18 protein-coding genes are annotated in these 12602 nt (G+C 47.2%); 10 read left to right on the top strand and 8 right to left on the bottom strand.

The annotated features are described in order from the left end of the window. The 3 genes from HA494_07100 to HA494_07090 form a co-directional block, all read right to left on the bottom strand. On the bottom strand, nucleotides 1–288 hold a 288-nt coding region (locus tag HA494_07100; protein ID NHV97534.1), incomplete at its 3' end, for a hypothetical protein. Nucleotides 289–330: 42 nt separating this feature from the next. After that, complete coding sequence (locus tag HA494_07095) at nucleotides 331–1089, bottom strand: GNAT family N-acetyltransferase (protein ID NHV97533.1); 759 nt, start codon at nucleotides 1087–1089, stop codon at nucleotides 331–333. Next, the gene (locus HA494_07090) at nucleotides 1077–2309 is read right to left on the bottom strand and encodes a cysteine--tRNA ligase (protein ID NHV97532.1); all 1233 of its coding nucleotides are present in this window, start codon (nucleotides 2307–2309) and stop codon (nucleotides 1077–1079) included. The genes HA494_07095 and HA494_07090 overlap by 13 nt, the downstream gene beginning before the upstream one ends. A 67-nt stretch (nucleotides 2310–2376) precedes the next feature. Here HA494_07090 and HA494_07085 point away from each other — a divergent pair, with 67 nt between their 5' ends. From HA494_07085 to HA494_07070, 4 genes are all read left to right on the top strand, one after another. Continuing rightward, complete coding sequence (locus tag HA494_07085; protein NHV97531.1) at nucleotides 2377–2685, top strand: hypothetical protein; 309 nt, start codon at nucleotides 2377–2379, stop codon at nucleotides 2683–2685. A 98-nt stretch (nucleotides 2686–2783) separates the two neighbouring features. Beyond that, nucleotides 2784–3497, top strand: a complete 714-nt coding sequence (locus tag HA494_07080) for an AAA family ATPase (protein NHV97530.1) — start codon at nucleotides 2784–2786, stop codon at nucleotides 3495–3497. Continuing rightward, entirely contained in the window at nucleotides 3445–3894 is a 450-nt protein-coding gene (locus tag HA494_07075) for an ATP-binding protein (GenBank protein ID NHV97529.1), read from the top strand. The genes HA494_07080 and HA494_07075 overlap by 53 nt, the downstream gene beginning before the upstream one ends. Nucleotides 3895–4147: 253 nt before the next feature. Beyond that, nucleotides 4148–4393: a DUF4276 family protein gene (locus HA494_07070; protein ID NHV97528.1), complete on the top strand. Its 246-nt coding sequence runs from the start codon at nucleotides 4148–4150 to the stop codon at nucleotides 4391–4393. Between the two features lie 18 nt (nucleotides 4394–4411). On the opposite strand, the gene HA494_07065 is transcribed toward HA494_07070, so the two are convergent. Both HA494_07065 and HA494_07060 read right to left on the bottom strand, forming a co-directional pair. After that, nucleotides 4412–5311: a TIGR03560 family F420-dependent LLM class oxidoreductase gene (locus HA494_07065; protein NHV97527.1), complete on the bottom strand. Its 900-nt coding sequence runs from the start codon at nucleotides 5309–5311 to the stop codon at nucleotides 4412–4414. Between the two features lie 16 nt (nucleotides 5312–5327). After that, entirely contained in the window at nucleotides 5328–6179 is an 852-nt protein-coding gene (locus HA494_07060) for a bifunctional methylenetetrahydrofolate dehydrogenase/methenyltetrahydrofolate cyclohydrolase (GenBank protein NHV97526.1), read from the bottom strand. Nucleotides 6180–6265: 86 nt separating this feature from the next. Here HA494_07060 and HA494_07055 point away from each other — a divergent pair, with 86 nt between their 5' ends. After that, entirely contained in the window at nucleotides 6266–7090 is an 825-nt protein-coding gene (locus tag HA494_07055) for a methylenetetrahydromethanopterin dehydrogenase (protein NHV97525.1), read from the top strand. A 3-nt stretch (nucleotides 7091–7093) separates the two neighbouring features. On the opposite strand, the gene HA494_07050 is transcribed toward HA494_07055, so the two are convergent. Genes HA494_07050 through purE form a run of 3 tightly spaced genes read right to left on the bottom strand, consistent with a single transcriptional unit; the run spans nucleotide 7094 to nucleotide 9461 of the window. Continuing rightward, complete coding sequence (locus tag HA494_07050) at nucleotides 7094–8143, bottom strand: phosphoribosylformylglycinamidine cyclo-ligase (protein ID NHV97524.1); 1050 nt, start codon at nucleotides 8141–8143, stop codon at nucleotides 7094–7096. 50 nt (nucleotides 8144–8193) lie between these two features. Then, on the bottom strand, nucleotides 8194–9021 hold the full coding sequence (purC, locus tag HA494_07045; GenBank protein NHV97523.1) for a phosphoribosylaminoimidazolesuccinocarboxamide synthase: 828 nt from the start codon (nucleotides 9019–9021) through the stop codon (nucleotides 8194–8196). Between the two features lie 14 nt (nucleotides 9022–9035). Next, on the bottom strand, nucleotides 9036–9461 hold the full coding sequence (gene purE, locus HA494_07040) for a 5-(carboxyamino)imidazole ribonucleotide mutase (GenBank protein NHV97522.1): 426 nt from the start codon (nucleotides 9459–9461) through the stop codon (nucleotides 9036–9038). 101 nt (nucleotides 9462–9562) lie between these two features. Here purE and HA494_07035 point away from each other — a divergent pair, with 101 nt between their 5' ends. The 5 genes from HA494_07035 to HA494_07015 form a co-directional block, all read left to right on the top strand. Continuing rightward, a complete protein-coding gene (locus HA494_07035) occupies nucleotides 9563–10012 on the top strand; it encodes an OsmC family protein (GenBank protein NHV97521.1) in 450 nt (149 codons plus the stop codon). A 37-nt stretch (nucleotides 10013–10049) separates the two neighbouring features. Further along, nucleotides 10050–10478, top strand: a complete 429-nt coding sequence (locus HA494_07030) for a hypothetical protein (GenBank protein ID NHV97520.1) — start codon at nucleotides 10050–10052, stop codon at nucleotides 10476–10478. A 123-nt stretch (nucleotides 10479–10601) separates the two neighbouring features. Then, nucleotides 10602–11168 carry an aldehyde dehydrogenase family protein gene (locus HA494_07025; GenBank protein ID NHV97519.1) on the top strand — a complete coding sequence of 189 codons (567 nt, stop codon included), beginning with the start codon at nucleotides 10602–10604 and terminating at the stop codon, nucleotides 11166–11168. Then, on the top strand, nucleotides 11078–12148 hold the full coding sequence (locus HA494_07020; GenBank protein ID NHV97518.1) for an aldehyde dehydrogenase: 1071 nt from the start codon (nucleotides 11078–11080) through the stop codon (nucleotides 12146–12148). Before HA494_07025 ends, HA494_07020 begins: the two co-directional genes overlap by 91 nt. Nucleotides 12149–12258: 110 nt before the next feature. Then, nucleotides 12259–12602 (top strand): cytochrome ubiquinol oxidase subunit I (locus HA494_07015; GenBank protein ID NHV97517.1); only part of this gene is annotated, 344 nt, incomplete at its 3' end.

The raw sequence follows: 12602 nt of genomic DNA, 5'->3' as shown, positions 1-12602 counted from the left end.
GATGGGGTCGATAAGCCTAGCAAGCCAGTCCAGCCCACCGAGTTTATCTGAGAGTATTTTTAGTAGGTCTGCGATTGCTTTGGCTGAGTCTATATCCTTCTTAACATCCTCCACGCTTCTATACACGAATCGTCTACCTTTGTATGAGTCGCAGAAGGTGCACAGGTTCCAAGGACAGTTCGCAGTAACCCTTATCAAAAGTGATGCGCTCCCACCTTCAGATGGGGGTCTAATAGGTCCTAGATCGAAGGTATACTTCTTTAGCTCCTCGATTTCTTCTAAGACCATAGCTGCTACCAAGTTTATCTACCGTTTAGGTGGGATAAAAGGTTAGACGATTGCTTCGCTGCTATAGATGGTTTTAGAGTAGCGGCGCCTAAAACCTAATCGCGCATAGAACTTTGTTAAATGCTCATTCGCCAAGGTCTGAAGGCATATTATCCTATCACCTGAACGATGCGCTTCATTAATAACGTGGGCTACTAGGGCGCTCCCAACACCTCTATTTCTAAGCTTAGGTGTTGTGCCCAAGCAGTATAATCCACTAACCCCCTCTACACTGTATCTCACAGCCACACCTACAGCGGTGCCTTTGTAGCGTGCAAGATAAAGGGTGCAGCTAGGATGCTTCACCATCTCTTCCGCAATCCTCTTTAACTCCTCTAGCCACGAGGGGGTTGAGAATGCTTCGACGAAGACCTTAACCCACTCTGCCAGATCGTCTTCGCCGCAAACTGTAATCTTCAAGTTTGGTTTTAAGGCTGAGGAGATATAGGTTGGTGTGCTCATGGTGATGAGCTGCTCTATCGCTTCAAACCCTTCTCTGCTGAGCAGATGCTTTTGGCCGCTATCGGGTTTAGAGTTTAAGATTAGCGTTGGCTTTATCCCGAGGCGAGAATAGAATTTCTTCACATATCTTAGATCCTTGTAGCCTAAGGTTTCTTGTGGGGCAGTTAAGCGTGCGTGGTTGAATAAGAAATCATCAGAGAGATTAGGGTTGTAAAGGAGGGTAAGACGCTTACTTACCTTCTGCCTTGACCATAAAGAGAAGAATAGCAGTTCGTTTCTATCTAATGCTAGATGCTCCAATTGTGTTTCACTGAGAATAAACCGAGGACAGCAAGGATGCCTGCTATGGTTTGATAAGAATTCTTCAGTATACCCTCTGCTTGCATTGCTGTTGATGTGTTGATAAGCTCTGCCACTTCATAGAGGGCTTGGATTGCTGCTGGTGTGTTGAAATCCTCGTTCATGTGTGCGGTGAAACGCTGCTTTAGGGCTCTGATCTTAGGGCTCAAATTACCTTGCCCATCTGTTGAAGATAATCTTTGGCAACTGTCCCAGAGTTTCTCGACGGCTCTGAGCTTACTTTTGAGCTTCATCATCTTCTCCTCATCGAAGATCATGCTCCTCCTGTATTTCGTTGAGAGGAAGTAGAGCCTGAGTAGATTTGGGTTCCACTTCTCCAGAGCATCTCTTATCGTTATGTAGTTCCCCGAAGACTTCGCCATCTTCTCCCCACCTAGCTTTAGTAGACCTGTGTGCACCCAATATTTTACGAATGGTTTGTGACCTGTATACGCTTCAGCTTGAGCTATTTCAGCTTCGTGGTGCGGATATATGAGCTCAACAGCACCGCCGTGCACATCGTATGAGTTACTGAAGTGTGTTATGGAGATGGCCGTATCCTCTATATGCCAACCAGGTCTACCCCAGCCAAACGGGCTATCGAAACCCTCCTCATCTTCATCAACATTTCGCCATAGGATGAAGTCCGTAGGATTCTTTTTCTCAGGATCCAAATCGATTCTGCGTAGGGAGAGCTCAGCCCTACTCTGATGCGATAATGCACCGAAGGCAGGGAACTTTGATGTATCAAAGTAGATATTGCGGCTTGTCTTATAGGCGTAGCCCTTCTCCAGCAGAGTTTGTATCTGCTGAATCATCTGAGGTAGGTAGGCTGATGCTTGCGCGAATAGGGTTACGGTTTCAACACCTATGCTTTTTAAGTCTTCTATGCAAGCCTCCTTGTATTTGGAGGCTATTTCGCTCGCAGACCTTCCCTCTCTCTTAGCCTTCTCAAATATCTTATCATCGATATCTGTTATGTTGATGATAAAGTTGACCCTATACCCTAAGTATCTTAGGTATCTGGCTACTACATCATAGAATATGTAGGTTCTAGCGTGCCCCAAGTGGAGGTAATCATAGACCGTTGGTCCGCAGACGAACATCTTAACCAAACCTTCGGTAATAGGTGTGAAGACCTCCACTCTGCGGCTATACGTGTTGTAGACTTTAAGCGGCAAACTATCTGAGCATTTCTACGCTTAGGTCGGGTAAATACTTTAATGGTCAATAACATTAGGCTGAGTGATGGAGGGCTATAGGGAGAAGAAGCTGAGATCATTCAAAGAAGTTAGAGAGGCGCTCACACACCTAGACTTCGACGCCGGGATCAGAATCAAGGGTTCGCTCGGCGAGTTCAGCGAAGGCGGCTTCATCTTCCTATCTAAGTCAACAGAAGGGTTTACAGTCAACGTCTGTGATGCCATCAGAGACGAGAAGACCGGGCTTCTTGTGGCTGGTGAAAAAGAAAAGTGGCTTAAGTTTAATGATTTAGAGGATGTCATGAAGTTTGTTTTGAAAGCGGCTCAGCGCCCCCTTAAAGCATACCTCTACTAATAAGTTACAAAAATTCTATTCAAACCTCCGGATGTGATGTGAACTACCCTAGTAAGTTTTTATACTTAAAAATCAATTAAGACGAACGGTTGCAAAACATGTTTACAGGCATCCATGTCGAAAACTTTCTGAGCCTCAGGAGTGTCACTATAGAACTTGGGAAGGTGAACATCTTCATAGGGCCGAACGCTAGCGGGAAAAGCAACATTGCAAAGATCTTTCGGCTACTAGCGAAACACGCAAGAGAAGGAGTGCCTGTTTTAGAGGGCTATGCTAGCTTGAGGGACTTGTCTTTCAATTTCGATCCAACTGTGAGCATATATATTGGGTTAGGAGCACTTATTAGATACCGCAAATACACATATGGATTAGAATTTAACAAGGAGAAGTACTTGGAGCAAATATTTGCACGTGATCAGCTGGTCATTTCTTATGAAGGCGGTACTGGTGTGTTACGCACTAAAGATGGTAGTTCACATTTTTCGCTTGGAGAAGCTTACTATTATGACAAAGTGGTTGTAAATAAAAGTATATTACTTGCTCTTCCCGCAAATATAGAAGCCGAAATCCGCGAGTTAGCATCTAGTTTAAGAAGAATTTCTGTTCACTCTTTTGCTCCAGATGCTCTTCGGCTTAAAAATAGCGTTACAGAAAAACCTTTTCTGAAGTACCACGGTGAAAAATTTGGCTCGCTATCTTCTTTACCTCTATACCGAGAGGCGAAGAGATTTTGGGCGAATCGAAGAAACGTTACGGAACATGATTCCAGAAGTCGAGGAGATTATACCACATATAGAGGGAGCCGATGTTGAGATATGGCTTAAACTTAAAGGTTTAGAGGAGCCGCTAAAGCCACATAATATTTCTGACGGTACTTTGCGTATCCTCGCCATAATCTCCGCTCTATACGGTGGTTTCAGCTTAGTAGTTTTGGAGGAACCTGAAAACTGCATACACCCTTATCTACTTGAAAGCTTAATGCAGTTGGCTAGAGACTCCCCATCTCAGATCATTATGACGACACATTCACCCTACTTACTGGATCACGCTAAAGCAGAGGAAGTTTACCTAGTGAGAAAAGAGGATTTAGAAACCAAGGTGGAGAAGCTGACCAGCACAAGCGAGATGGAGCAGGTAAAGCGCTTTCTCGAGGAAGGCGGCAGCCTAGGCGAAGCCTGGTACTCCGGGATAATCGGCGGCGCGCTTTGAGCGGCACCCTCATAGTAGTCGAAGGGCCGACCGACCAAGCTTTCATCAGAGGGGTCGCAGAGAGACTCAACACAGCGTGCAAAATAGTTTTTATGCGCGGGAATAAGCCCGAAAAAGCGTACCGCATTCTGACAATCTATATGGGAAAATTTGAAAAGCCATAGTACTTAAGGATGTTCATAGATCAGGTATAGACAGAACTCCCATCATAGAGCGGCTAGCGAGTAGAATCAAGCAGCTAGAAAAGCAGAATATGCGGGCGCGTGTTCTACCAGTCAAGAGAAGCATAGAGGCGTGGATACTCGCAGGGCTCTCCCTAACTAGCCCCGAGGAGATACTAGATCCAGAGGAGGAGCTCAAGAAAGCGATGCAGAGAATGGGTAAATACTATGTTAAAAGTCCAGAGGTCTACAAGCGGTTAGCAAAAGAAATAGATATCGAAAAAGCTATGAGTTTGTCCAAAACCTTCAAAGATTTTATAGATTTCCTTTCACACTAATTTTGATATGACTCCTTCTTAAAGTAGGTTCTGCGTCCGCTCATTGTAGGCGTCTGGTAGGAATATTATGAAGCGTTCGAAGCCTAGTTCGGCGTATGTGTTTATCTTAGTAAGCCAGTCTTCAGGGCTACCGCATAGATCTGGCTCCAACCCCATTAACCCAGCCTTCTCCTGAGCCTCCTCTTTGGTTTTGCCTAGAACACCTAGCCAGTGGATCGATCTTCTTATGCTCTTAACTTCCCTACCTATGCTTCTGCACCACCCCTCTAGTATGTTGTGTAGCTCTTTGACTTGCTCTACGCTTCCACCGTAGTTGGTCCAGTCGGCGTATTTAGCAGCGACTTTAAGTGTGAGCCTACCGCTGCCTCCTACGGTTATCGGTGGATGCGGGCGCTGTACTGGTTTTGGTTGGCAGTACGCTTCTTTGATCGCGTAGTACTTGCCTTTGAAGCTCGGTTTCTCCTCACACCACATCTTAGTTATTATCTGTAGGCTCTCATCAAGCATGGAGATTCTCGTTGAGACATCTGGATAGGGGTAGCCATAGCGCCTATACTCCTCCTCATACCATCCAGCACCTATACCGAACTCAAGCCTGCCTTGCGAGATGTTATCTAGGGTTGCAGCCATCTTAGCGAGCAGCGCTGGGTTACGATAGGAGCTGCAGAGAACGAGCATACCCAACCTCACCCTATGTGTGATTGGGGCTAGGTAACTCAGCAGCGACCAGCCCTCGAAGCAGGGGCCTAGGCTGCTTGGCTTTTGTTGGATGAAGTGGTCATAGAGCCAAAGCGACTCAACCTTACACTCCTCAGCCCACCTAACGATATTAAGAATCGTATCACGAGCTTTCTCGGCTGGAAGGTGGTTTAATTCGCCTCTCCAGCCTTGTGGTACTATTAACCCGAAAAGAACCAAACCTCAGACACCCTCCTTACAGTTTTGATCTAAGGCGCTTTGCGGCCTTTATCAAGTTGCTCATCAGCATCGTAATCAACATAGGTCCAAGCCCGCCCGGCACAGGGGTTATGGCCGAAGCCTTCTTACAAGCATCTTCAAAGTCCACATCCCCCACAATCTTACCATCAAGATAGTTGTTTCCAGCATCGATTATAACAGCGCCTTGCTTTATATGCTCGCTTTTAATCAGCTTCGGCTTAGCAACATCGACCAGAAGAAGATCTGCATCACACAAATCTTTCGGAACTGTGGTCACATCCTTGGGGTTGAGCTTAACTTCGGCGCCGAGGTTTAGGGCTATGGCTGCAAATGGTCTGCCTAAGATCACGCTATCACCTAAGATGTGCACCGTACTCCCCTTGAAGTCGAAACCGGCAAGTTTGGCTAGATCTAGCGCTGCTAAAGCGCCTGCTGAGACGAAGCCCTCTTTACCGGCGAGTAGTAGACCTAGGCTTGAGGAGGAGGAGCCGTCTACATCCTTCTCAGCAGATATCAGATCTAGAGCCTCTTGCTCATCGATGTTTTGTGGAATGGGGAGCTGTAGTAGGATGCCGTGTACCCTCTGATCCCCGTTTAGAGACTGTATAACCGATTTTAGCGTGTTGAAATCTGTTTGCTCGGGTAGGGAGAGCACCTTAGCCTCTATACCTATGCTCCTGCAGGCTTCTGCCTTCCGCTTCACATATCCGGCTGCGCCACCTAGATCCCCTATGTGTATTAGGGCTATTGTAGGCACAACGCCACAATCCCTCAGCTCAGCAACCTCTTTAGAGAGTCTGCTCCGAACCTCTTTTGAACGCTCTTTTCCATCAAGTATCTTTACCAAACTCTCCGCCGGCTCTAAAAATGAGTGAGGGCACTATTTTAGCTTTGAAAAGGCTCTAATAGTGTCAGCACGTAAAGGTAGTTGGTTTGCTAAAGATCGTCTTTGCTAAGATAGGTATGATAGGCATAACACCTATGATCGAGGGGTTATTTGACGAGCGGGCTGTGCGTAAAGATATCGTGGTCAGATCGGTTTATTCAGGTTGCAGAATGGAAACCTCTGACGCTAGAGAAGTTTTAGAGATAGCTTTAGCCCTTAAGCCGCACCTCCTCATCTTCGTAACACCTTATCTGCAAGGCGAGGGACCTATGGCTGGTGTTGAGATGCTCTGTGTCAGCAAGGTGCCCGCTTGCATAGTGAGCAATACAGCCACCAAGGAAGTCTTGAGTAAGCTGGAGGAGAATAGTATAGGCTACATTATAGTTGATGCTGACCCGATGATAGGTGCAAAAAAAGAGTTTCTCGACCCGGTTGAGATGTGCCTATTCAACAGCGACATAATAAGGGTCCTAGCTCTAACAGGTGTGTATAGGGCTATTCAGATAGAGGTTGATAAGATGATCGAAGCGCTTAAACAGGGTCTTAAACCGCAGCCTCCGAAACTCATCTTAGATAAAGAGAAGGCTCTGGCTTACGCTGGCTACCACAACCCCTACGCAGCATCTAAGGCGATGGCTGCATATGAGGCGTCCAGGCTTGTTGCTGAGTTATCTACTCGAGGGTGCTACGCGGTCAAGGAGCTTGGTAGGGCTCTTCACTATGTGTCTGCTTCGCACGAGGTTATGCGGTTCGCTGCTTGTATGGTTGACGAAGCGAGGGAGATGGAGAAGAAGATCGATACTGTAGAGCGGCTGATACATATCTCTGATGGTTCAGTTATTAGGAGAGTGAGGCTTCTAGAGGGTGTTTAGTGGCTAGGTGATCCGAACCCCCTTAACCTCAACCCCTTTCCCCTTTACTACTCTACCTATTGGTTTTGCTTTGAAGCCGTGCCTCTTGAAGATCTTCTCAACATCCTCCACATAGTCTGGGCTCGTCACAACACAGTAACCCACACCCATGTTGAATGTGCGATACATCTCTTCGTCAGACAAGTCACCCTCCTTCTGTATCAGCTTGAAGATGGGTTGAGGCTCCGGCAAATCATCTAACGTAAAGCCTAGATTTGAACCCTTGGTTAAGCGGGTAAGTTTAGAGAAGGCTCCTCCTGTGATATGCGCCAAACCAGAAACATAGATATCCTTCCTTAATATTTCGAGGACGGGTTTGACGTAGATTAGGGTGGGTTCGAGCAGCTCCTCGCCCAGGCTGCGGTCAAGCGGCTCAACCACCTCATCTAGACCATATTTGGTTAGGAGGAGCTTGCGCGCTAATGTTAGTCCGTTGGAGTGTATGCCTGAGCTGCCTACGCCTATCACCACATCACCATCCTTTATCTTTTCACCCGTCACGACCTTACTCTTTTCAACTACACCTATGGCTGCACCCGCTAAATCGAAGGTTTCTTCGCCACCCGCTAAGAGATCGGGTAGAATAGCGGTCTCCCCGCCTACCACAGCCACGCCAGCTAGAGCTGCCCCTTTCGCTACACCCTCAGCTATCTGCTGGACAAGGTGCTGATCTGGCTTCTTTAGGGCTAGGTAGTCGAGGAAGGCTATGGGCTCGGCGCCCACGCAGATTATGTCGTTCACATTCATAGCCACGCAGTCTATGCCTACCGTATCATATCTTCCAAGCATCTGTGCTACGATAACCTTAGTCCCGACACCATCGATGTGTGTGGCTAGCAGCCTACCGTCCCCTAGATCGACCAACCCAGCATAATGCCCTATCCCGCAGTAGACAGAACCAACCTTCCCCCTTCTGAACCTGAAGGTGGAGGAGAAGATCTTTGCTAGATCTTTGTGTCTACGCTTTATCTCCGCTACATCTACACCAGCCTCGGCATATGATTTAGGCTTCATACCGCTTTAGATGATCGATAAACATCCGACTATATTACCACTACGCTCCGCTATAGGCGCCTACCCGATATCAGCTCGTAAGCAGTAATATATCTTCTCACAGTCTCCTCAACAAGCTCTTTGGGGAGCTCCGGTGGTGTTGGTAGAGGCAAACCAGCCTTTCTTGCCTCCTCCAACTTGGACCTAAATGAAACTTTGATCAGCCAATCCCTTACGATCTGCTTATCATAGCTCTTCTGCTCCTCCCCAACCCTATACTCTGACTTCAACCATAGTCTGAACTCGTCAGGCCCCAGCGAGTCCGCGAGCAGAATCCGCCCCTCCTCATCCCTCCCGAACTCGAACTTAACATCCGCTATTATGAAGCCAGCCCTATCAGCCCACCTCCTCATCTCACCATATAGTTTTATCGAAGTCTCCTCGAGGAGGTCGTATTCCTCAGCCGTGGATAGGCCTTGTTTGACGGCTTCGCTCTTCGATATAGGCAGATCTTTGGTCTCGGATTTTGTGGTCGGGTCGAAGACTGGTTGGGGGAGCTCTTCAGCAAGCCTCAGAGGCTTATCCGCTTTAATCACCCCCTTGCTCAGCCTCTCATAGTAGCTCCCGTAGTTATAGCCTCTAACCACACACTCCAAAGGGATCATCTCAAGCTTCTTTACGATCATCTTGTTTGGTGGCATCACTTCAAGCATGTGGTTTGGGTAGGGCAGCACTTGGAACCAGAATTCGCTGAATCTGCAGAGCACCTCACCCTTCCTCGGTATGATCGTTGGAAGAACTACATCAAACGCTGAGACTCTGTCTGAGAAGACGAACATCAGCTTATCCCCGCCATATTGGTAGATGTCCTTCACCTTACCGCTCTTTATGAAGCGGATCTCTTGTGCAGCCATCACAGCTTCCCCCTTCTGTAGAGCGCTATCTTCTCCGCTAAAGCGGGGTCCTTCAGAGCTAATATCTCTGCTGCAAGCAAAGCACCGTTCTCTGGGTTATCTATGCCGACACAAGCGACAGGAACACCTCTAGGCATCTGGACTATTGAGAGAAGTGAGTCAAGCCCTCCAAGCGCCTTATTGATCGGAACTCCGATAACCGGCTTTAGGGTTCTTGAGGCGATGTAGCCTGGTAGGTGGGCTGCTAACCCCGCTATAGCCACATAGACCTCAGCCTTGGAGTTTGAGAGGTAGATGTCAAGTTCTTCGTGATTCCTGTGTGCTGAGAGGAAGGCTACATCATACTTTATTCCGAGCTTGGTTAAGACCTCTTCAGCCCGCTTCACATACTCAGCGTCGCTTTTGGAGCCTGCGATAAGGCAGATAGGCGCTTCACCCAACTTAATACACTACAGCCCGTTTGATAAAGTACATCTAAAAAGGTTTTGCAGTTAACTTTAAGTTCAACAAAATAAGTCAACGCTCTATGCAAGCCGTAGGGCCTGAAGTATATGAATACGGTGTTCTGGTTGAGTGGGATGGGCTGACTGGTGGAGAGGCGAAGACAGCCCAGCATCGGCTTAGCTTCGATATGCCGAAGGTGTTTAAGGGATTGGGTAGGAGCTTCTGCCCAGATGAACTGCTCCTATCTGCGGTAGGCGGCTGCCTGCTCACAACCTTCCTACACTTCAAAGAGCGCTTCAACCTACCATTAAAGAAGTTTAAGGTTGACGTTAGGGGCGTAGTCAAGTTGATGGAGGAAGGCTACAGAATGACTAAGGTGGAGGCTAAGATAGAGGCTTCAGCTCCGGAAGAGGAGGCTGAGAGGGTCAAGAGGTTCATCGAGCTCGCAAAGGAGTACTGCCACATAACCCGCTCACTCGAACGATGCATAGCAACCACGGTAGAGATAGTGGTCAGCGGCGAAAAAACTTGAATAAATGTTAAAATCACTCCACCGCTTTAAAAAGTGTATGCGAAAAGTCGGGAGCGACTACGTCTTTAAGATTATGAACAAAGAGTTCTTTGAAAGCGTATTTAGAGTTAGGAAGAAATATTATGTGAGGGGTAAGCCGTCTGAGTTAGGCAGAGGCAACATAATATATTTTGTAATGAAGAGCGAAGAGAGTGGTAAATATCTTCTTGTAGGCGAAGGCGTTTGTATCTATGTAGGAAAGCTACACCCTTTTGATAGCGGTTACGATTTTGCTATCAGCCATAATTGGGATTACGTTGTGGAGCTTGAGGGGCTTGTGGAATACAAGCAGCCTATAGCGGCAGAGGAAGTCTTCACAGAACCCACGCTGAGGAGGTTGAAGCAGCAGCGACCCTACGGCGTATCTCTTTCACGCGAGGAAGCGAAGATTGTTAAAGAGAAGGTGAAGTCACTTAAGGCGACCTAAACCACCTCTCGCAGATAAATCAGCCTATAGTAATGACTGCTGTTGGGTAGGCTTAAGCGATCCATTATCTTAAGCTTACACATATAGGTTAATATTGCCGAAGCAGCCCCTTTTCTATTGTGGATGACCAAAGAAAACCTTGATTTAAAGCTTTCAAACTTTTTCGATGGGATCTGGTGTCAAGACACGGAGGGTATACCTTGCTTCAGAATGTACGTTGGGGGCTCGTGGGTTGAGTCAAGTTCAAGAGAACTCTTCGCTGTGGATACGCCTATAAACGGCAAGAGCATCGCTAAGGTTCCTGCTGCAACCAATGAGGACGTAAAAAGAGCGGTCGACTCGGCGTATTCAAATAAAGAGAGGATTAGAGAGATACCGGGGATAGATCGCATACAAATATTCAGAAGGGCTGAGCAGATTCTGTGGGAGCACAAAGATGAGTTTGTAAGAATGCTTATGCTGGAGGCTGGAAAGACGCAGAGTGACGCTAAAGGTGAGGTCAAAGCTACGCTAGAGAGGCTACATTTGACACTTGAGGAGGCAAGGAAGATTTATGGCGAATATATACCTGGAGACTGGTCTGAGGGCACCTCAGGCAAATTTGCTTTGGTTATAAGGGAGCCTATAGGTGTTGTCGGAGCTATCACACCATTTTTAACTATCCTCTCTATACCGCTTCAGCCAAGATAATACCAGCCTTACTTTCAGGCAACGCCGTGGTAGTTAAGGGCTCGAGTGAAGACCCTATTTCGCTCCTTCTGTTCACAAAAGTGCTTGAGGAAGCGGGTTTACCTAAAGGTGTTTTGAACACGATAACTGGGGTAGGGGCTGTAGGCGAATACTTAGTCAAAGACGAGCGGGTTGGAATGATATCTTTTACAGGAAGTACAGCTGTGGGGAAGAGGATAGCCAGCCTCGCACAGTTAAAGCATCTACACCTCGAGCTCGGTGGAAAAGGTTTAGCTATAGTGTTAGATGACGCAGACCTAAAACATGCGGCAAAATGCTGCGTTGAAGGCGCATTGAAGAACTCTGGACAGAGATGTGACGCGATCAGCGTAATTGCCGTTCAGAAGGATGTTCATTCTGAGTTCGTCAAGCTTGTGTTAGATGAAGTGAAATATTGGGTGGTAGGAGATCCTAGGATTCCAGAGACTCGTATAGGTCCTTTGATTAACCGCAGCGCTGTTGAGAGGGTGCATTCTCTAGTTGAGGATGCTGTGAAGAAGGGGGCGAAGATATTGGCTGGCGGAGGGTTTAACGGATGCTTCTATCAGCCTACCGTGTTAGATGATGTGCCTCTAGATGCTAAAATAGTCTGGGAGGAAACTTTTGGTCCTGTAGTTACCATTATTGAGGTCGTAAATGAAGACGAAGCTCTGACGCTAGCTAGTAAGTCAAGATACGGTTTAGATGCTTGCGTATTCACAAAGAACTTCTACCGTATGTGGAAAGTAGCTAAGGGGCTTGAGGTGGGTGAGGTAACAATAAATGATCTACCTAGGCACGGCGTTGGGTACTTCCCGTTCGGTGGCTGGAAGGAATCGGGCATAGGGAGGGAGGGGATAGGGTATAGCATTGATGAAATGACTAAACTCAAAACCGTGGTCTTTAACTTGGAGCCGGCTGGGCTAGGTAAACTTAAACACCTACATCCACCCCAACAGTAGCTGACTTCCTATCCAACCCCATCCCTTCAATAGTAAAGAACTTATAGCGGTTATGTTATCTTTTCTGTGATGTTAAGGCTCTTTAATCTTGCCTTAAGGTGGGTTGGTTTATGGGTAGTACAGATTACTTGAGTTGGGCGCTGAACCTCTCTGCTCTTGGAATATACATTCACGCTATAACGGTAGCTATAGTTATAGGTTTCTCCGTCGCTTTGCTCATAGTTGAGTTTGTTGGTATTCGTAAAAAGGATGATCTGCTTCTCAAGGCTGCTAAGACAATCTCCCTAGTCCTTCTTATCGTCTTTGTGTTTGGGGCTGCTACTGGGACACTTGTTGAGTTCGGTCTTCTGCAGGTTTGGAGTGGGGTTCTTCTGGTGGCTGGAAGCTTCGCCTTCATACCTTTCTACCTCGAGCTCATAGCCTTTGTTTTAGAAGCTGCCACACTCATAGCCCT

The sequence above is a fragment of the Nitrososphaerota archaeon genome, assembly GCA_011605775.1.
Lineage (GTDB): Archaea > Thermoproteota > Nitrososphaeria > Nitrososphaerales > JAAOZN01 > JAAOZN01.
This window is presented reverse-complemented; position numbering and strand designations above follow the sequence as displayed.